Here is a 19,196-nt window from a genome sequence, read left to right on the forward strand (position 1 = left end):
CTTTTCCGGAGAACCGAAACCGACCAGAAGCCAACGCTCGAGATCATTCAATCCCGAAGTGTTACTGCCCCTCAAAGACGGTGAACCTCAATCCGAAGTCCTTCATCCTCATCCGGAGCCCGAAAATAGCTGGTGATCAGATCGAACTCCGCATCGGTCGCCGCAAACTCATGTTCGGCGCGATGGTTGCGACGATGCAACCTGCCTCGACAGGTGTCATCGTCCACTTCAACGTAGTGGACGCAGTGGGAAACCTTGGCTGCGTCGGCCAGACCACGCAGCCATTGTCGATCCTGGGGAGTGTTGGCAGGAAAATCCATGACGACCGTCACGCCAGCACTCAGCACATCAATGACGAGCGGACCGACCACCTCGCGAATCTGGCGTGCAAGGCGCACGTAATCGGTGACCGACTTGATCTGCTCAGGATAAAGCCGTGATAGCCAATGATCCTCGCTAAGCAAAAGCGCCGAGTGTTCGGCGGCCAAACTTCTAGCCAGCGTTGATTTGCCAGATGCAATCTTGCCTGACATGAGATGGAGTACTGCTGATGTGGGCATAGGGACTTCTCCTTGTCGAAACCCGATGGTGTTCATTGAAAGGCGCCGAGGCAACTACGGAGCGGACGGGGATAGATTGATCTACCAGTCTGCTAAAACCAAATCGGGACCGCTTTGCGACCCATCGCGACGATTCGGCAAGCTCGCTCCCACGAGGTATCCATCAATCGACTAACTGACTGGCGTTAACCACATCCCCCTCCCACCGCCACGCAGGATCCGCCAGATGCTCATGGAAAAAGTCCGACAACGCCCTGATCTTCGCCGGCCGCGTCCGCGCCGAAGGCGTCACGAAGTACAAGCCCCCACGGGTCATGCTCCACTCCGGAAGCACCCTCTCCAGACGCCCATCAGCCAGGTACTCGCTGGCAATGAACTCAGGCAGCTCGGAAATCCCCAGCCCATCGAGCAACACCGGCAACATCGCCTCCGAGTTGGTCACCCGCAGCGGCCCATTCGGCACCACGTCCTCTTCCCTGCCTGAGGCATCGGTAAAGCGCCACACCTGGCTGCGGGCGCGGTAGGCATAGCTGAAGCAAGGCAGGCTGGCCAGATCCCTCGGGTGCTGCGGGTGCCCGCACCTCTGCAGAAAAGCAGGTGATGCCACCAGCAGTTGAGTGACACCACAAAGCCGCCGGGCGACCAGGGAAGAATCAGGCAACGCAGCAATCCGCAACGCCGCATCGAACCCCTCGGCAATCAGATCCACCGAGGCATCGGACAGGTGCAGGTCGATGGACAGCTCCGGGTACCGACGAATCAGCTTCGGCAGCAGCGGTGCCACCCAGCGCAGCCCGAACGACATCGGCACCGCCAGGCGCACCTGGCCCCGGGGCTGCACCGACAACTCCATGGCCTCGCCCTCGACCTCCTCCGCCTGCCGATAAATCTCGCTGGCCTTGGCGGCCATGCTGTGGCCGAACTCGGTCAGCGACAGTTGCCGCGACGTGCGGTTGAACAGCCGCCCGCCCAGCCGCTCTTCAAGCCGGGCGACCGCACGTGAAACCGTCGGCACCGAAACGCCCATGACCCGCGCCGCCGCAGCGAAGGACCCTTCCTCGGCGACCTTGGCGAACATCGCCAACCCTTCAAAATCCGGAAGCTTGCTCATTTCATTTCTGCAACGATAAGTTGCGGACAATTCTATTTTGATAATTCAGGTTCGTCGATACGCTTCTCCCATCGCAGCAAACAACCCAACTGGAGAAACATCATGAACGGCAAACTTGAAGGCAAAATCGCAATCGTTACCGGCGGTACCAGCGGCATCGGCCTGGCCACCGCCAGGCTCTTCGCCAGCGAAGGCGCCACCGTCTACATCACCGGTCGCCGCCAGGCCGAACTGGAAGCCGCCGTCGCGCAGATCGGCAATGCCACCGGCGTGCAGGTCGACTCGTCGAAGCTGGAACAACTGGATGCGTTCTATCACCGGGTGAAGGCAGAACAGGGCCGCATCGATGTGCTGTTCGCCAACGCGGGTGGCGGTTCGATGCTGCCGCTGGGCGAGATCACCGAGGCGCATTACCAGGACACCTTCGACCGCAACGTGAAAGGCACCCTGTTCACCGTGCAGCAGGCGCTGCCGCTGCTGGCGCCACAGGCCTCGGTGATCCTCACCGGCTCCACCGCCGCCAGCTCGGGTACCCCGGCGTTCAGCGTGTACGCCGCGTCCAAGGCCGCCGTGCGGGCCTTCGCCCGCAACTGGATTCTCGACCTGAAGGATCGCAACGTGCGGGTCAACACCATCAGCCCTGGCGCCACCCGTACCCCCGGCCTGGTCGACCTCGCCGGCCCTGACGCCGCGCAACAGCAGGGCTTGCTCGATTACCTGGCGTCGCAGATTCCCCTCGGCCGGGTCGGCGAGCCGGAAGAGATTGCCAAGGCCGCGCTGTTCCTGGCCTCCAGCGATGCCAGTTTCGTCAACGGTACCGAACTGTTCGTCGATGGCGGGCAGGCGCAGATCTGACAGGAAAGACCGGGGCGGTTCAGCTGTCCGCGACTGCCGGTTCTGGAGTCGCCCCGGAGGTGGCGTTCGAGGCCTCGCCGGCCTCGGCCGCAAGCTTCAACCGATCGGCCTTGGAGACGTAGGTGTTCCTGTTTTTCGGTGCCAATTTGGCACTGGCCTTCTTGGCCTTGGCCTTGAACAGTTGCTGCAATTTCTTTTGACGGTTCATCGGGTTCTGCTCAACGTGCAATAACGCGCCAGATCGCTCCGACGGGTGTTGGGTGAATAACAGGCGCACAGAATACAGGGGATCGATCTGAGGAGCTCAGGCAAATCGAGGGCTGCAGGCAGGTTACTTCACCTCGAATTCGATGCTGTAGGCCACCTTGGCCCCCCGCCGTGCACTCGCGCGCATCTGGTACACCTCAACCGTGTACTGCCCGGAGGCCGGCAGCGCGGTACTCCAATCGCTGCCAACACTGCCACTCCCCAGCGCCGCCGAAGCGCCTGGCTGATCTCCCGGGGCGAAGACGTTGAAGTTGGCATTGGTGCTGCCCTTGATCCGCACGGTCATTGATTGCCCCGCCTTGGCGCCAAGGCTGTAACGCACGCTGTCATAGCCGCTGAACTGGCCCTTGAGCTGCGCACTGGAAGCACCCTTGGCGAACTGCACCGGGACCTTGCTGATGTTGTCCTGGGCAAACGCGAAATTACCTGCAGCGCAGGCAACCATCAGGGAAAGCAGAAACATAGGTTTCATGACAGGACTCCGTGGAGGTCGGAAAGGCTTGAACGATAGCCCATCCATTGCGACCGGCTTGTCCGGTTCGAACTCATGTCAATTTGCCCGTCCCGGAAACACCATGTTATAAATGAGATTCACTATCAATTGAGTTCCATCATGGCGTCGACCGATAACGATCTCCTGCGAGCCCTGGCCTTGCACTATGACGATCTGGTCGAGCATATCCGCCAGCGTTTTTCCAACCGCCATTTCGCCCGCGACGTGGTTCACGACGTCTGCCTGCAGATCCTGGAAAAACCACCACTCAAGGCGATCCGCGTTCCCGTGGCCTTCCTGCGCCGCGCCACGCTCAACCGCGCCATCGACCGTAGCCGTGCCGAGAACACCCGGACCCGCTACATTCAAAGCCAGATCGCCGTCGTCGAGCACAACCGCGACGACCTCGATGGCGCCATGGCCCTGGAGTTCGAGCAACGCTTGCATGCCTTGCTGGCGATCATCAAGGCGCTGCCTCCACGCCAGCACCAGATCTTCGTACTGCATTGCCTGCACGGCATGCCGCAGCAGGAAATCGCCAGCGAACTGGAGATCTCCACCAACATGGTGGCCCAGCACTACAAGCGCGCCATGCGTACCCTCGCGCAACGCTGGCTGCCGGAGGCCTGATCGATGCAACGCCCTGAACCCCCCGCCCTGCCCCCGGCCATGGAACCTTACGCCGAGTCCCTGCGCGCCCTGCTGCCCAGTCGCGAAGCGATGCTGGCCGAAGCCAAGGCACACAGCGCACGCAATGCCAAACGCCGGCGCAAGGCCGCTGGCACCGCCCTGCTGCTGGCCCTGGCCGGATGGACCTGGCTGGCCGACCCGGCGCTGGGTTACCGCCAGGTCGAGGTCGCCAGCAGCGGCCGGCAAGTGCTTGAGCTGGACGATGGCAGCCGCATCGAGCTGGATGCCGGCAGCGTGCTGCGCATCGAGTACCGCCTGCGCAGCCGCCAGTTCGAATTGCTCGACGGCGAAGGCCTGTTCAGCGTGGCGCATCAGCCCAAGCCGTTCATCGTGCGCAGCCAGGGCGTCAGCGTGCGCGATATCGGCACCGTGTTCGACGTGCGCAGCGACCTGCGCGGCGTGCGCGTGGCGGTGGTCGAAGGCGCAGTGGAAGTCGACAACGGCCACAACCGCCAACAACTCACGGCCAACCAGCAATTGCTCGCCAGCCCACGCGTGCTGGGCGCCATCGAGTCGACCAGCCCTGGCGAGCTGGAGGCCTGGCGGCGTGACCTGTTCCACTTCGACGGCACCCCGCTGGACGCGGTCGTCGCGCAGTTGCGCCGGCACCGCGCCGCGCCGGTTCGCCTCGAAGGCGCGCCTGCCGCGCTGCAACGCTTGAGCGGCGAATTCCCCACCCGCGACGTCGAGCAGTTGATCGACACCCTGCCGCGCCTGGCTCCGGTCGATGTACGCCGCGAAAAGGACGGCAGCGTGGCGGTGACGGTGCGGCGCTGAAAAATATTTTCAGGGGCACATCAAAAATCCGCAGACATGAACGCCAATACCTATGAAGCGCATTCTCAATTAGCTCCGATAGGGATTCCATGACGTTCTTTGTCCACCCGCTGCGCCAGGCGATGCTTCTGGCGACTCTTGGTTTCATGGTTGCCGGGCCGTTGCAGGCCGAACAGGCGCACTACCGCATCGATCTGCCGGCCCAGCCACTGGACCAGTCGATCAGCGCCCTCGCCCGCCAGACCGGCAGCCGCATCCTGTTCAACACCGATGCCGCCCACGCCATCCAGGCGCCGGCCGTGCACCAGCAAGCGAGCGTCGAACAGGCGCTGCGGCAACTGCTCGCCGGCAGCGGCCTGGTCCTCAGCCAGACGGCCGATGGCCAATTCCTGGTGGCCCTGCCCACCCCCGGCACGCTGGAACTGGAAGCCTCCAGCATCATCGGCGTGCAGTCGGCGACCACCACCGAGGGCAGCAACTCCTACACCTCCGGCGCCGTGACCCTGGGCAAGGGCGTGCAGAGCCTGAAGGACATCCCGCAGTCGCTCACGGTCATGACCCGCAAGCAGATGGATGACCAGAACACCGAAACCATCAGCGACCTGGTCAACCGCACGCCGGGCCTGACCGCCGCGCGCTCGCCGGGCTCGGGACTGTTCATCTACTCCCGCGGCTTCAGCATCGACACGCTGCAATACGACGGCGTGCCGATCCCGCGCAATACCTATTCCCTGGGCAGCTACCTCACCGAAGACCTCGGTTTCTACGACCGCGTCGAAGTGCTGCGCGGCCCGGCCGCCTTGCTCCAGGGTGGCGACAGCCCGGGCGGGGCAATGAACCTGGTGCGCAAGCGCGGCCAGGACAAGGCCACCGTCAGCCTCACCGGCAAGGCCGGCTCGTGGGACCGCTACGGCGTGCAACTGGACGCCGGCGGCCCGCTGAACACCGAAGGCACCCTGCGCGCCCGCACGGTGATCAGCCAGACCGACAACGGCTCGTTCATCGACTACGTGCGCGGCTGGAACCAGACCGTATACGGTGCCGTCGACTACGACTTCAGCCCCGACCTCACCGTGGGCATCGGCGTGACCAACCAGAAAGGCCACTCGCGCCCGGCCATGCTCGGCCTGCCGCGCTACGCCGACGGCGGCAACCCGGACTGGTCGCGCTCGACCTACGTCGGCGCCGACTGGAACCGTGCCGACAATGACCAGACCAGCGTATTCCTCGACGCCAGCTACCGGCTCAACGACGACTGGCGGGTCAAGGCCGCCGGTGTGTACATGAGCGAGCACAACGGCGCCACCTATCAGGCGCTGTGGGATGCCCTGCCCACCAACGGCTCCGGCGACGACACCTACATCGACTGGAGCACCGACTTCACTACCCACAGCAAGGGCCTCGACCTTTACCTGGACGGCAGCTTCAGCGGCTTCGGCTTCGAACAGACCTTCCTGCTCGGTGCCAACTACTCGCGCATCAATACCGACGACCGCTGGGCCCGCGCCCCCACCTTCGGCGCCAATACCTACGACGTCGATCACCACCGCCCGATGCCGGACATCTACAGCCTGGCCACGCGCGGACGGGGTCAGTTGACCGAGTACGAGATCGAACAGAAAGGCCTATACACGCGCTGGTCGATCAACCTGACCGATCCGCTGAAATTGATCCTCGGTGCCCGCACCAGCTGGTACGACTACAGCTATGCCGCGCAATCCTTCGCCCACACCGGGCGCAGCGAGTCCACCACCCAGAGCAATGGCAAGGTGTCGCCCTATGCCGGCCTGGTCTACGCCCTGGACAAGCAATGGTCGGTGTATGCCAGCTACACCGATGTATTCCGGCCGCAGACTGCGCGCACCGCGTCGGGCTCGGTGGTCGAGCCGATCATCGGCAGCAACTACGAGCTGGGCCTGAAAGGGGAATTGTTCGACGGTGCGCTGAACACCTCGGTTGCGCTGTTCCGCTATGACCACGAAAACCATGCGGTGCTCGATCGCAGCGGGCCTATGGATTGCGATGGCTGGTACTGCTCGACAGCCTCGGGCAAGGTGCGCAGCCAGGGCCTGGAAGCGCAGGTCAGTGGTGAAGTGCTGAGCGGCCTGCAAGTCATGGCCGGCTACGTCTATAACACCACCCGCTACCTGGAAGACGGCGACTACAAGGACAAGGTCTACAGCACCTGGACGCCCAAGCACCAGCTCAAGCTATGGGCCGACTACACCCTGCCGGGCGACTGGAGTCGTGCCTCGGTGGGCCTGGGTACCACCGCGGTCACCGGCACCACTTCCTACGACCACGTGTTCGACCTGCCGGGCTATGCGATCTGGGATGCGCGGGTGGCGTACAAGGTCAGCGACGAAATCACCGTCGCGGCCAACCTCAACAACCTGCTGGACAAGACCTACTACCGGTCGGCGTACAACACCATCGACTACAACAACTACTACGGTGACCCGCGTAATGTGATGTTCAGCGTGAAATACACGCCGCAGTTCTGAGGCGGGGTTCGGCGCAGGCCTTCCTGTCATCGCAAGGTGACGGGAGGGCTGCCGGAACTTCGCGACAACGCTTCATATCCTTGATCGACCATCCGCTCTCCGCGACAAACCCTTCACCGCGATATACAACAACGGCCCCAACGAAACGAACACCGCCGTCAGCAGCAGATACGGCAGCACTCCCCTCCACGACTCCCCCCGCGACCGCGCATCCCCGAGCATCCATACGCACGCCAACCCGGCCATCAAATACAGGTCGATTACCAGTTGCGCCGTATCCGGACTGGAGATCAACTCCACCCCGAAGGCCAGCAACGATTGCTCGGCGATCGCCATCGCCCACGCGGTGTGCAGTGCAAAGATGATGAACAGGGCGAGCGCCCCGATACGAACAGCCATTTCCTATCCTCCTGATTGGGCAATGCCCTCAAGGTAGTGATAGGGTGACCCGCACCTCAATGACCTCCCAGGTCATGGACGCCACGAACAAGGATCGTCACAGTCGCCCCATGAGCCCGCGCCCGTTCCATTCCCTGAACCCAGCCACCCACGCCGGGCAGCACCTGCGCCAGTTGCGCCGGCAAGCCGGCCTGAGCCAGCTCGGCCTGTCGCTGGCCTGCGGGATTTCCCAGCGTCACCTCAGCTGCATCGAGACCGGCCGCGCCAAGGCCGGGCCGAGCACCCTGCATGCCCTGCTGTCGGCGCTGGATGTGCCGCTGGAGCAGTGCAACGAGGTCTTTCTCGCGGCCGGTTATGCGCCGCGCTATCAGGCCTCGGCCCTGGGCACCCCGGCACTGGAAATGATCCACACCGCCATCGGCCACCTGCTCCAGGCGCAGAACCCGGCACCGGCGATTGCCCTGGACAGCGACTGGAACATCATCGCCGCCAATGCCGGCGCCACCCTGCTGGTCGCCATGACCGGCGCTCAGGCGGCCGACCCGCAAAGCCTCAACCTGCTGGACACCCTGCTGCGCCCCGGCGGTCTCGGCGATCACCTGGCCAATGCCGCCCAGATCCGCAGCATCACCTGGCAACGGGCAAACCGCGAGGCTTTGGGCAACCCCGGGCTCGCCAGACGCCTGCAAGACCTGCCAGCGCCCAAAGCGACGATACCGGCAGAAGACCCGGCGCCACTGATCCTTACTCGGGTGAACACGCAGCACGGCGAACTGAAGTTTCTCTCGACCTTCACCACCTTCGGCATGCCACAGGACATCAGCGTGGCGTCGCTGCGCATCGAGCATCTGATTCCGGCGGATGACGCCACCTGGGCGGCGATGAGGGCTGCCCAACAGCAGAGAGCCTGACCAGCCTCACGGCGTCCAATCCACCCCATGCTCCTCCAGATACACATCCACCGCCGCGCCCACGGTCGGCTGGAACACCGCCGTGCCGATATGCGCCAGCACCTCCAGGCGCTGCAGTTTCTCCTTCACCGGGTCTTTCACCTCGGCGAAACGCAGTTCGATGCCGTCGTTGCGCAGCAGTTGCTCCAGCTCGATCAGCATGTCCGCCGAGGTGACGTCGACGCTTGTCACCGGCTCGGCCGCGATGACGATGCGCCGCACCTTGTCCGGCGCCTGGGCGACCGCCTGCAACACGCAGTTCTGGAACAGCTCGGCATTGGCGAAAAACAGCGGCGCATCCCAGCGGAACAGCACCAGTCCCGGCACCCGGCGGGCATCCGGGTAGCGGCTGATATCGTGGTAGCCGCGAATCCCGGCAACCCGCCCCAACACCGCGTAATGCGGGCGCCAGCCATCCCAGAGAAACTCGATCACCGCGATCACCACCGCAAGGCCGATACCCGGCACCGCGCCGAGCACCACCACGCCGACGAAGCAGGTCATCGACAGCCAGAATTCCCATTGCTGGATGCGGTAGATGCGCCGCAGGTCCTTGAACTCGAACAGGCCAATGGCCGCGGCGATCACCACCGCCGCCAGGGCACTGCCTGGCAGATGCTTGAGCAGATCCGGCCCGAACAGCAGCAACAGCGCCACACCCAGCGCACCGAACACCCCGGCGAGCTGGGTACGGGCGCCGGCCGCTTCGGCCACCGGGGTACGCGACGAGCTGCTGCTGACCGGAATGCCCTGGAACAACCCGGTGGCGAGGTTGGCCATGCCCAGGCCGATCATTTCCTGGTTGGCGTCCACCGGGGAACTGGTCCGGGCCGCGTAGGTACGCGACAGCACGCTGGTGTCGGCGAAGGACACCAAGGCCACGGCGAAACCGCCGATCAGCACGGCCTGCACATCCGCCGCATCGATCAGCGGCAAGGCAAAGTCCGGCAGGCCCTGGGGCAACGAGCCGGTAACCTGTACACCATGTTCAGCCTCAAGATTGAACAGCCACGCCGCCAGGGTCGCAGCCACCACCGCAATGAGAATCCCCGGTATCCGTTCGAAGCGCTTGAGCAGCAGAATGATCGCCAGGCTGCCGCCGCCGATGGCGAAGGCGTGCCAGTTGGCCTTGCCGTCGAACAGGGAACTGAACAGGTGCCAGACATCCTGCAGCGGCCCGTCGCTGTCGAACTGGATGCCGAAGAGCCTGGGCGTCTGGCTGATCAGCACGGTCAGGGCGATGCCGTTCATGTAGCCATAGCGGATCGGCTTGGACAGCAGCTCGGTGATAAAGCCCAGGCGCAACACCCCGGCCGCCAGGCAGACCAGTCCGGAAACCAGGGCCATGGCGCTGGCCAGGGTGATCGCCTTGAGCGGGTCGCCGGCGGACAGCGGCAACACCACGGCAAGAATGATCGCCACCAGGGCCGAGTCGGGACCGAGCACCAGGATCCGGCTGGGCCCGAAGATCGCGTAGGCCAGCAGCGGCACGATGGTCGCGTAAAGGCCGTAGATCCCGGGCACGCCCGAGGCCTGGGCGTAAGCGATGCCCACCGGCACCAGCATGGCGGTCAGCACCAGGCCGGCGAGCAGGTCCCTGGGCAACCAGGCGAGAGAATAGCTGCGCAACAACTGCAAGCCCGGCAGCCAGCGACGCCATGGCCTGGCGGGCGGGACGGGGGTGTTCGACGGCGGGTGTTGCATGGGCACTTCCTTGGCGATGGGGATGCGTCAAGGAATCTAGCAAGGATGGGGCTTTTCGTGGGGCTCTTGCGGCCTCATCGCTGGCAAGCCAGCTCCCACAGGTTGTGTGTCAGGCCCAGGTCCCGTGGCCGGCTCGGAACCCTGTGGGAGCTGGCTTGCCAGCGATGAGCATAGGTATCTACACATCTTAATCAGGCACAACACGGACCCTGTGTGGGCTGTTAGCCGCGATTGGGCGCGAAGCGGCCATAAAACCGATGCACTCGGTGTGTCAGGCAGATCTGGGACTTAGGTTTTACGACGGCTTCGCCGCCGATCGCGCGGTCCGGCGTCCCGGCTAACAGCCGCTCCCACAAGGTCCGTGTTGTACCTGATAGAGATGTGTAGATACCCATGCAGCGATGAGGCCCGCAAGAACGACGCAATCACAACACCGGACGCACCTGCTCCACCCACTCCCGCACCGACGCCCGCTGCCATTGCCGCGCCGCGTAGTCCTGCAAGCGCTGCGGCACGGCATCACCGTTGAGGATCAGGCGATTGAGCATCACCGCCAGGTCGACATCAGCGATCGACCATTCGCCGCACAGGTACTCGGCCCCCTCCGGCAACCAGGCCTCCACCGCCGCGATCAGCTTGCCCGCCGCCGCCTGCCCCGCTTCCGACAGCGGTCCGTTCTTCACGCCGTAGAACACCACCACCGTAGAGCGCTCCTCACGGATCGGCATCAGGTCGCTGCGCACCCAGGCCTGCACCTGGCGGGCACGAGCACGCAGCACCGGGTCGCGGGGATAGATCGCCGTTTCGGGGAACAGATCTTCGAGGTATTCGGTAATGGCCGAGGATTCGGTCAGGGCCAGATCGTCATGGACCAGGGTCGGCACGCGCCGGGTCAGGGACAGGCGGGCGTAATCCTGCGCCTGGTTCTGGCCCTGGTCGAGATCGACCAGCACGGTTTCGAAATCCAGACCCTTTTCCCGCAAAGCCACATACACCGACATGGCGTAGGGGCTGACATAGCGGGCATCGACGAACAGGCGGAACTGACTCATGGCGCGATCTCCTTGGTTGAGGAGATCACGCTATGAGGTTTGCGACGGGAAATACAATCCAATGTTTTCATGGGGGTATTCCGCAGCGGAATACTCCCGCCCGCCTCAAGGTTGCTTCACCCCGTCCTCCGGCATACCGGGCTCGAGTTGCTCGGCCAGTTCATAGCTGAACATGAACTGATCGGTGCTCTCGAATCTCACCCTGAGCAACGGCAGGAAGCGCCCGGTCTCGTTGAAGTAATCGCGCTGGATGAACTGCGCCCTGGCCAGACTACCGCCGCCCAAGGGGTCATAGTAGAAGCCTTCCATCGGCAGCTGCGTCGGAATGTCCTGTGGCCAGGCGGCAAGCAGTATCTCGTTGTAGCCATCACGCAAATCCGGTCTGGAATCACGAACTACGATACTCAACTGGAACTGCTCGACCGTAGGGGCAAAAGGACAACTCAGTCCGGGATGCGGGGTGACCTCCATCCATTTCTGGTAGCTGGTGATTCCCAAGGTATCGCAGCGGATGGCCTCGGCGCAGTCGTCTCCAGGCCCCCCGGTACCTGCTTCGTCGGGATAGGCGCAGCGCAGCGTGACCGGATGCGCAGAAGGCTCGCTCAAGGACTTGAAGACCAGACCGTAGGGTCTGAACAACTTCTGGATACCCAGATCCCTGCGCAGATACGAGAACGACACCACGTTGTCATCGATGTTGTGCGCCTGCAGATTCCACGCATGACGCGTGGTGAGCGATCCGGTGCCCCGAACCAGAACCCCATTGCAGTAATACGCCGGCCGCCCATCGGGACAGGTCATCGCCACATCGGCAAAGCGGTGGTTCAGGCGGTCCGCCACGGTAAACCCATTACTCAGCTGATCATCCGGGCGATACGCGAAGATCAGCCCATTCGGTTCCTTGAGGTTCACCCGCAGCACCGGCAGCCACAGCCCGGTGTGCTGGAAGTACCTGCGCTGATCGGCCTGCGCCGCCAACAGCGCATCGGCCTGCGAGTCGAGGTAGAACAGGCCGCGAAACGGAATACGGCCAGCCCGCTGGTCGTCCCAGTTCCGGACCATGACCGCCGTCGCTTGCCGCGACCAGACCAACCCCATCGAATCGTGCGCCAGCAAGGCAGCGTTGAATTGCTTGGCGTCCCGGGTACTCAGGGAGCACTGACGTTCGGCGATGGTGTCGTGGCTGCGGAAGAAATCGACCCAGGCCGGAGCATCCAGCACGCCATGGGCCGCGCAGGAGCTCGGGTCGGGTTCCTGGGTAGCCTTGATCTCGGGGGACTGGCAACCGAACTGCGTCCAGGTCTCGTTCATGCTCAACGGGAAGGGATAGATGCACAGCGGCTCGACCGGCTTTTCCCCCTGCTCGGCTTGCGCCGCCGACAGGAAGATCGCGCCATGCGGCCGGGACAGTTGCTCGATGCCGAGATCGCCGCGCAGATAGACCGCCGTCGCCGCACCCAGGGTTTTCTCCAGTGGGTCGAGCAGCCAGAACGGCTCTGGGCTGTCGCTGCTGCGACGGACCAGCACGCCGGAACACTCATGGGCAGGACGTTCGAAATTCGCACCGCAGCCCTCGACCACCGTGCGGTAAGCGGTATTCAACTCTTCGGCGAGGCGCTCGCCATCGACATCGGCCTGGACCTGCGCAACTGCGAGCAAGGCAGCGGCCAGCGCCAAGGCCTGGAGAAGGGACGCAAAGACATGGGGCAGCACTCCTGTGAGCCCGAACGGGCATCACCGGAGCGCTTGCAAGCAAGGGCGGATGCCGGACGGTTGGATGTGACGGTAAATCCGGGGCAACGCATGAGCCCCACCCGGGTTTACGGTCCACCTGCGCTCCCACATGCTCAAACCGACCAGCGCAACGGATCGTGTGACAGTCCGAGTATAGGAGACCGTCAGTTGACCCGCTGCGCACCTCGTCGGCTGTCAGAACTTCATCTGCCACTGCCCTACCAACGCATGGTTACGGCTGTTGCTGCCCAGCTCGCCGTTGTAGCCCAGGCCCACCGATTGCGTCGCACTCACGCCCAGTTCCAGCCCCGCCTCGACCACCAGGCTGTCACGATCCAGCGCACTGCCTTCGACGCTGAAGGCGTCGCCACCGGCAATGAACGCCTGGCGGGTGCGGGTATCGACATCGCCATAGACATGCCGCCAGCCCAGGCTCGCCCGCGGCGTCAGGCTCATGCCGTTGTCCAGTTGGCCAAGATGGGCCAGGCGTACGCCAAAGGTACTGGTGACGTTGTCCTGGGTATCGCCGTCCACCGCCAGCGCGGCGTCGCCACCCTTCTCGCGGTAGGCGTCGCGGTGATATCGCTGGTAGCCGAGGTTGGCGAACGGCTCGGCACTCAGGCGACCGCTGCCCATGGCGTAGCCCAGTTCGGCAAAGGCCTGCTGGCTGTCGGCGTCGTAGTCGCCCTTGATGCGCTCGTTGAAACCGCTGAAGGCCAGGTCGCGCTTGCTGTCACCCTGGTGACCGCTGTAGGCCGCCCCCAGGCGCAGGGCCAGCGGACCACTCTGGCGTACCGCGTAGACACCGGCATGCCAGCTGTCGACCTTGCCGTCCAGGCCCGTGGCATCCAGCCGGGTATTGGAATAACCGCCCAGCACGCCGAGACGCCAATCGCTATCCAGCGCCCAGTCCAGGCCCAGCACCGCGCCGCCGGTACGCTGCTCCAGCGCGCTGCCGCCATGGCTGCCGTCGACCTTGCCGTAGCTGCCCAGGGCCTGGACCCACAGACGCCCGCGGGCATTCGGATCGTTGAGGTTGCGCAGCCCCTCGGGCACGCCGGTGGCGGCCAGCAGCGGCGTGTCTTGCTGATTCATGCCAACCAGCAACCCGGCCGTGCTGCCCATGCACTGCATGGCGCCGAGCATGGTGTTGCCCACCTGCGTGCTGCCGCTCAGGGTGGCAGCGGCCAGGTTGGCGGTGTTGCTCGCGGACAGTTGCTCGATGGCGCCACCGGCACTGGCGCTGCTGGTGTTGAGCAGCGCGCTGTACAGGCGGCTGTCGCTGCCGAGGCTACCCAGAGCGCGCGCCGCGGCGGCGCCGTTGCCGGTTTGTGAATACTGCTCGAAGGCCACGTCGTTGCGGGTGTAGGTCAGGCCGACGGAAGTGGCGGTGTAGCTCAGGGTCGGGGTGAGGAAGGCGTAGTCGCTGGTGACCTTGCCGAAGGTGCCGTCGATAGCACCGGCGGTCAGCACGGTGTACTGGCTTTTCCACGGATACTCGCCGGACGACGGCGCAACGTTCAGGGTGGCACCATTCAGATGGGCAGTGCCGCTGACACTGATCGGCGCGCTGCTGCCATCGGCATTGACGCCGTAGACCAGGCTCGCGCCGCTGCCGAAGCTCAGGTCACCATTGATTGTGGCCACGCCCAGGCCGGTGTTGGTCAGCAGGCTGCCGTTGATGGTCAGACCGCCCACCGAGCCACCGCCGGCGTAGACGCCACCCTGGTCGACGGTCATGGCGCCAAGAATGCTGCCCTGGTTGACCAGGGTCGCGCCCGAGGTCACGGTGCCGCCCTGGCTGAAATCGTTGCTGCTGCTCAGGGTCCAGCGGCCGCCGCTGACCATCAGCTTCTCGAAGTTGGCGCTGTTGCCGAAGCTGCCGGTACCGTCGAGGGTCAGGGTGTCGATGCCGTCTCCAGCGTCCACCAGGCCATTGAAACGCCCCCCGGTGGTGACGATCAGGCTGTCATTGCCGGCGCCCATGCTCAGGGCCAGGCCGTTGCCGCCGCTGATCAGGCCGCTGTTGGTCACGGTGTCGTCGTAGGGGCCGATCAGCTTGATGCCAAAGCCGTTCTCACCCTCGATCACACCGGCGTTGCTGATCTGCGTGACGGCCACGCCGGGACCCTCGGCGCCATCGTCGACCAGGATGCCGTTGTCGACGCTGCGAATGATACCGCTGGCAGTGTTGACGATAGTGCCGCCGCCCATGGCGATGCCTTCGCTGCCGTTGGGCCGCCCGCCGCTGTCGACACCCTTGGCGCCCAGGCCCTGGATGATGCCTTCGTTGTAGATATGGCCGATGTTGTCGATGTCCACGCCATCGCCGTCGCCATTGATCTTGCCGTCGGCAATGGCACCGGTGATGACGCCGCCGGCGTAGTTGAACACCGTACCGAAACCGTCGGAGCCAAAGCCCGAGCCGTTGCGCCCGGTGACCTCGCCGTAGTTGTAGAGGGTGGCGTCGGTCTTCAGGTCGATACCGTGGCGGTCGGCGCTGATGCTGCCGTAGTTGTACACGGTGACGCCGGTGGAGGTGCCGATCTTGATGCCGTCGAACTTCTGGTCAAGGCCGTCCTTGTCCTGCGGCGCGGTGTCGGTGTAGATGCGTCCGTAGTTGGTGACCACGGCGTTGGAGCCGGTCTTGATCGCATCGTTGCCCACCGCATGGATCACCCCGCTCGTCTCGTTGGTGAGGGTGGTGGTGAACTTGGCGTTGTTCAGGGTTTCCAGATCGATGGCCTGGCCGTCGCCGATGGACTCGATGGTCCCGGCGTTGGTGATCTTCAGGGTGCCGCCGGCGGTGGGGTTGGTCTGGAAGCGCAGGCCATCGTTGACGCCCTGGATCAGCGCACCGGCCTGGTTGTTGATCACATAGGCGCTGACATCCTCGCCCTCGTCCTTGGTATCGATGCCGCGAGCGGTGGTGGAGCGGATGATCCCGGCATTGTTCACGGTCAGGGTGGTGCCGCTGGTGTGCTTGGGCAGGATCACCCCGTCGTCCTTGCTCGACACGATGCTGCCGCTGGCCGACACCGACAGGGTGTCGCCCTTCTTCAGTTCCAGGGTATCGGTGGTGGCGCTGGTGACCGAATAGTCCTTGGCCAACAGCGACGGAGCGAAGGAAGCGCTGGCGAGGGCGACGCAGAGAGCAAGGCGATGACGGGTGAAAAGCATGGGCTGGCGACCATTATCGTTATGAGAAGGTCGCCTAATATGGCCAGTCGATATTACGGTTTGATTGATTGGCTTTGTCTCAGTTAATCCCGGCGCAAGTTTCGGAGTGCCTTCTCCTCCGCCAGCCGCCAACCTGAATACCTCTCTCGCAAAGGTCTTCCGGCATGCAAACCCGCCTCGCCCTCGACGCTCCCGAACCCGCCTTGCAGCAGGCGCTGGAGCAATCAGGCCATGCCCTGCTACCGGCCCTGCTCGACGCCGAACAGTGCCGGCAACTGGTGGACCTGTACCCGCAACCGGACCTGTTCCGCTCGCGCATCCTGATGGCCCGCCACGGCTTCGGGCGCGGCGAGTACCAGTACTTCCGCTATCCGCTACCCCGCTTGGTCGAGCAGTTGCGCCAGGACTTCTATCCACTGCTGGCCTCGATCGCCAACACCTGGAGCGCCCGGCTGAACCTCGCCGAACGCTATCCGGCCAGCCTGCCCGGCTTTCTCCAGCGCTGCCAACAGGCCGGTCAGCTCCGTCCCACGCCACTGCTGCTGCGCTACCAGCCCGGCGACTACAACTGCCTGCATCAGGATCTCTACGGCGACCTGCATTTCCCCTTGCAGATGGCGGTCCTGCTGTCGCAGCCGGGCCGCGATTTCAGCGGTGGCGAATTCTGCCTGACCGAGTACTCCAGCCACGAGCACCGTGCCGAGGTGGTGCCCCTGCGCCAGGGCGATGCAGTGATCTTCCCCGTGGCCGCGCGCCCCGTAGCGGGTTCGCGCGGCGGCTGGCGCAAGGTGCTGGCGCGTCATGGTGTCAGCCAGGTGCTGTCGGGCCAGCGCCACACCCTGGGAGTGATCTTTCATGACGCTCGCTGACCTGCTCGAACATCTGGAAAAGGACGGCTACCTGCTGCTTCCCGGCTATCTGGACAGCGATCAGTTCGGCTCCTGCGGCCTGCTCCAGACCCTCAAGGCAACCTTCTACCCGCCGCTGGCGCAACTGGCCAACCACTGGAACACACTGCTCGACCAGCCCGGCAGCTACCCGCAACAGCTCGCCGAGCTCCACAGGCAAGGCCAGGACGCAGACCGGCACCAGGATCGCTCGCGCTTCACCCGCCTGGACGAACAGCAGTACCAGCCCTTGCGCCACTACCCCGAAGCCTTCCCGCTGCACCTGTGCGCACTGTTCTCCAGGCCAGGCGATGACTTCAGCGGCGGCGAACTGCTGCTGACCGAGCAACGCCCGCGCATGCAGTCGCGCCCCCGGGTGGTGCCGCTGCGCCAGGGCGATATCGCCATCATCCCCAGTGCCCAGCGCCCGGTCAGCGGTGCGCGGGGCTATTACCGGGTCGCTACGCGCCACGGAATCAGCCGGGTACAGCATGGCGAACGGCGCGGGCTGGAGCTGTTTTTCGACCTGTGACGCGCACCTCATTTCCGCGGCGTCCCGGCAACCATTCGGCAGACCGCCCGGGGCATCACTGAATTAGCCGTGCGTTTCGTGGTCAGTCAGGGGCACACCATGGACGACCCGCACTCACGGAGGAGCTACCGCATGCTCGGCGCCCTGCTCGACAAAGTCTTCAACCGTCCCCTCGACGCCCACGGCTTCGCCCGCAAGATGATCGACGCTGCCCGTGGCGCGGGCTATCGCGAACCGCTCGACTACCTGCCCGACGAGTTCCGCCTGCGTCACGGCGATGGCGCGTATTTCAACCTGCACAACGCCTTTCGCGACTACCAGAATGCCGAGCGGCCGAAGAAGGCCGCAGTGATCGAAGGCTACGTGGCGACCCTGCTGCGCTCGCGGGACAAGGCCGCGCGCAGCTTCGCCGAGGTCCGCCCGCTGCTGCGTCCGGTGATCCGCAACCTGGCCATGCTCGAAGAAGTACGTCTGCACCATCTGCGCAGCGCCGGCGGCGATGCCGGCTACGAGGTGATCCACCGCACCCTGGGCAAGGACTGCGTGACCCTGCTCGCCGTCGATCATCCGGAGTCCACCTCGACCCTGACCAAGGGGCCGGAACCGCACTGGGGCGTGAGCATGGACGAGGCCCTGGGCATCGCCCTGGACAACCTGCGGGCAAGCACCGAGGACGCCTTCGAGGAGATCATCCCCGGGCTGTATATCGGCCGCTGGGGCGACGGCTACGACATCAGCCGCGCCCTGCTGCCGGATGTACTGCAACGGGCGCCGATCAAGGGCCAGCCGGTGTTCATGATTCCCAGCAACGACGTCCTGCTGGTGGCCGGCGACCGCGACGAGCCGGCCTTGCGGCAGATGGTCGAGTTGAGTTTCAAGGCCCAGGAGAACGGCCGCGCCGTGTCCAGCCAGATGCTCACCTACCAGGACCAGCGCATCGTTGCCTTCAAGTCCGACGACCAAGCACTGCTCGCGCGCCTCGCCACCCTCGACCACCTGTTGCTGCAAGGTGCTTATCACGCGCAGAAGGAACTGCTCGACAAGCTCCACGAAGAACTTAGCGAAGACCTGTTCGTCGCCACCTACATGCTCTATGAACTGGCCGACAGCGGCGGCCGCACCTTCTCCATGTGCAGCTGGACCCAGACCGTCGACAGCCTGCTGCCCAGGACCGACCGGGTGGCGCTGGTGGAGCTGGGTGCGGATGGGGTGAGCCATACCCGCCTGGTGGAATGGGCCGAGATCGAAGGCAAGGCTGGCGGATTGCTGGAGCAGGTCAGCCTGTATCCGCCGCGTTATCGGACCCTGGGCTTTCCTTCGGCCGATCAGTTGCAGCGGATGGCGGTGCTTGGCTGAAGATTTGCCGGCATCTGGCAGGACCTCATCGCTGCATGGGTATCTACACATCTTTTTCGCTCTGTGCTGGTGCTGCGAGCTAACCATTCACTCTGCTGGTCTGTGCTGTTCCTGCTGGCCCTATCGCTGGCAATGCCAGCTCCCA

The 19,196-nt window shown here is 64.3% G+C and carries 17 protein-coding genes; 8 read left to right on the forward strand and 9 right to left on the reverse strand.

Annotation, left to right across the window (positions count from 1 at the left end; all coding sequences use genetic code 11):
• Positions 1 to 71 precede the first annotated feature (71 nt).
• Both ACODSK_RS26390 and ACODSK_RS26395 read right to left on the reverse strand, forming a co-directional pair.
• A complete protein-coding gene (locus ACODSK_RS26390) occupies positions 72 to 560 on the reverse strand; it encodes a P-loop nucleotide/nucleoside kinase family protein (protein ID WP_489020136.1) in 489 nt (162 codons plus the stop codon).
• A gap of 163 nt (positions 561 to 723) precedes the next feature.
• Positions 724 to 1,671, reverse strand: coding sequence for a LysR family transcriptional regulator (locus ACODSK_RS26395; protein WP_489020138.1), 948 nt, complete (start codon positions 1,669 to 1,671; stop codon positions 724 to 726).
• A 102-nt stretch (positions 1,672 to 1,773) separates the two neighbouring features.
• Here ACODSK_RS26395 and ACODSK_RS26400 point away from each other — a divergent pair, with 102 nt between their 5' ends.
• Complete coding sequence (locus ACODSK_RS26400) at positions 1,774 to 2,526, forward strand: SDR family NAD(P)-dependent oxidoreductase (protein WP_489020140.1); 753 nt, start codon at positions 1,774 to 1,776, stop codon at positions 2,524 to 2,526.
• A 19-nt stretch (positions 2,527 to 2,545) separates the two neighbouring features.
• On the opposite strand, the gene ACODSK_RS26405 is transcribed toward ACODSK_RS26400, so the two are convergent.
• Together ACODSK_RS26405 and ACODSK_RS26410 are read right to left on the reverse strand one after the other, a co-directional pair.
• Positions 2,546 to 2,734 (reverse strand): DUF2986 domain-containing protein, encoded by a 189-nt coding sequence (locus ACODSK_RS26405; RefSeq protein ID WP_489020142.1) that lies wholly within the window; start codon positions 2,732 to 2,734, stop codon positions 2,546 to 2,548.
• Positions 2,735 to 2,857: 123 nt separating this feature from the next.
• Positions 2,858 to 3,265 carry a hypothetical protein gene (locus ACODSK_RS26410; protein WP_489020144.1) on the reverse strand — a complete coding sequence of 136 codons (408 nt, stop codon included), beginning with the start codon at positions 3,263 to 3,265 and terminating at the stop codon, positions 2,858 to 2,860.
• 141 nt (positions 3,266 to 3,406) lie between these two features.
• Here ACODSK_RS26410 and ACODSK_RS26415 point away from each other — a divergent pair, with 141 nt between their 5' ends.
• The 3 genes from ACODSK_RS26415 (at position 3,407) to ACODSK_RS26425 (ending at position 7,257) form a co-directional block, all read left to right on the forward strand.
• Positions 3,407 to 3,916 (forward strand): RNA polymerase sigma factor, encoded by a 510-nt coding sequence (locus tag ACODSK_RS26415; protein WP_489020146.1) that lies wholly within the window; start codon positions 3,407 to 3,409, stop codon positions 3,914 to 3,916.
• 3 nt (positions 3,917 to 3,919) lie between these two features.
• Complete coding sequence (locus ACODSK_RS26420) at positions 3,920 to 4,753, forward strand: FecR family protein (protein ID WP_489020147.1); 834 nt, start codon at positions 3,920 to 3,922, stop codon at positions 4,751 to 4,753.
• An 89-nt stretch (positions 4,754 to 4,842) separates the two neighbouring features.
• Positions 4,843 to 7,257: a TonB-dependent siderophore receptor gene (locus ACODSK_RS26425; RefSeq protein ID WP_489020149.1), complete on the forward strand. Its 2,415-nt coding sequence runs from the start codon at positions 4,843 to 4,845 to the stop codon at positions 7,255 to 7,257.
• A gap of 72 nt (positions 7,258 to 7,329) precedes the next feature.
• On the opposite strand, the gene ACODSK_RS26430 is transcribed toward ACODSK_RS26425, so the two are convergent.
• Positions 7,330 to 7,656 carry a DUF2834 domain-containing protein gene (locus ACODSK_RS26430; RefSeq protein WP_489020151.1) on the reverse strand — a complete coding sequence of 109 codons (327 nt, stop codon included), beginning with the start codon at positions 7,654 to 7,656 and terminating at the stop codon, positions 7,330 to 7,332.
• Between the two features lie 110 nt (positions 7,657 to 7,766).
• Between ACODSK_RS26430 and ACODSK_RS26435 the strand changes: the two genes are divergently transcribed.
• Positions 7,767 to 8,567 (forward strand): helix-turn-helix domain-containing protein, encoded by an 801-nt coding sequence (locus ACODSK_RS26435; RefSeq protein ID WP_489020168.1) that lies wholly within the window; start codon positions 7,767 to 7,769, stop codon positions 8,565 to 8,567.
• A 6-nt stretch (positions 8,568 to 8,573) separates the two neighbouring features.
• Here the strand turns inward: ACODSK_RS26435 and ACODSK_RS26440 are convergent, their stop codons facing one another.
• From ACODSK_RS26440 to ACODSK_RS26455, 4 genes are all read right to left on the reverse strand, one after another.
• The gene (locus ACODSK_RS26440; protein WP_489020153.1) at positions 8,574 to 10,310 is read right to left on the reverse strand and encodes a SulP family inorganic anion transporter; all 1,737 of its coding nucleotides are present in this window, start codon (positions 10,308 to 10,310) and stop codon (positions 8,574 to 8,576) included.
• A 425-nt stretch (positions 10,311 to 10,735) separates the two neighbouring features.
• Positions 10,736 to 11,362, reverse strand: a complete 627-nt coding sequence (gene yfcF, locus ACODSK_RS26445) for a glutathione transferase (protein ID WP_489020155.1) — start codon at positions 11,360 to 11,362, stop codon at positions 10,736 to 10,738.
• Between the two features lie 105 nt (positions 11,363 to 11,467).
• Positions 11,468 to 13,075: a hypothetical protein gene (locus ACODSK_RS26450; protein ID WP_489020157.1), complete on the reverse strand. Its 1,608-nt coding sequence runs from the start codon at positions 13,073 to 13,075 to the stop codon at positions 11,468 to 11,470.
• Positions 13,076 to 13,291: 216 nt separating this feature from the next.
• Entirely contained in the window at positions 13,292 to 16,276 is a 2,985-nt protein-coding gene (locus ACODSK_RS26455; RefSeq protein ID WP_489020159.1) for an autotransporter outer membrane beta-barrel domain-containing protein, read from the reverse strand.
• Between the two features lie 164 nt (positions 16,277 to 16,440).
• On the opposite strand from ACODSK_RS26455, the gene ACODSK_RS26460 reads away from it, so the two are divergent.
• The 3 genes from ACODSK_RS26460 (at position 16,441) to ACODSK_RS26470 (ending at position 19,051) form a co-directional block, all read left to right on the forward strand.
• Entirely contained in the window at positions 16,441 to 17,145 is a 705-nt protein-coding gene (locus ACODSK_RS26460; RefSeq protein ID WP_489020161.1) for a 2OG-Fe(II) oxygenase, read from the forward strand.
• Positions 17,132 to 17,695 (forward strand): 2OG-Fe(II) oxygenase, encoded by a 564-nt coding sequence (locus ACODSK_RS26465; RefSeq protein ID WP_489020162.1) that lies wholly within the window; start codon positions 17,132 to 17,134, stop codon positions 17,693 to 17,695. The genes ACODSK_RS26460 and ACODSK_RS26465 overlap by 14 nt, the downstream gene beginning before the upstream one ends.
• A gap of 99 nt (positions 17,696 to 17,794) precedes the next feature.
• Complete coding sequence (locus ACODSK_RS26470; RefSeq protein ID WP_489020164.1) at positions 17,795 to 19,051, forward strand: DUF1444 domain-containing protein; 1,257 nt, start codon at positions 17,795 to 17,797, stop codon at positions 19,049 to 19,051.
• Positions 19,052 to 19,196: the final 145 nt, after the last annotated feature.

This window comes from Pseudomonas sp. FG98 (assembly GCF_057808595.1).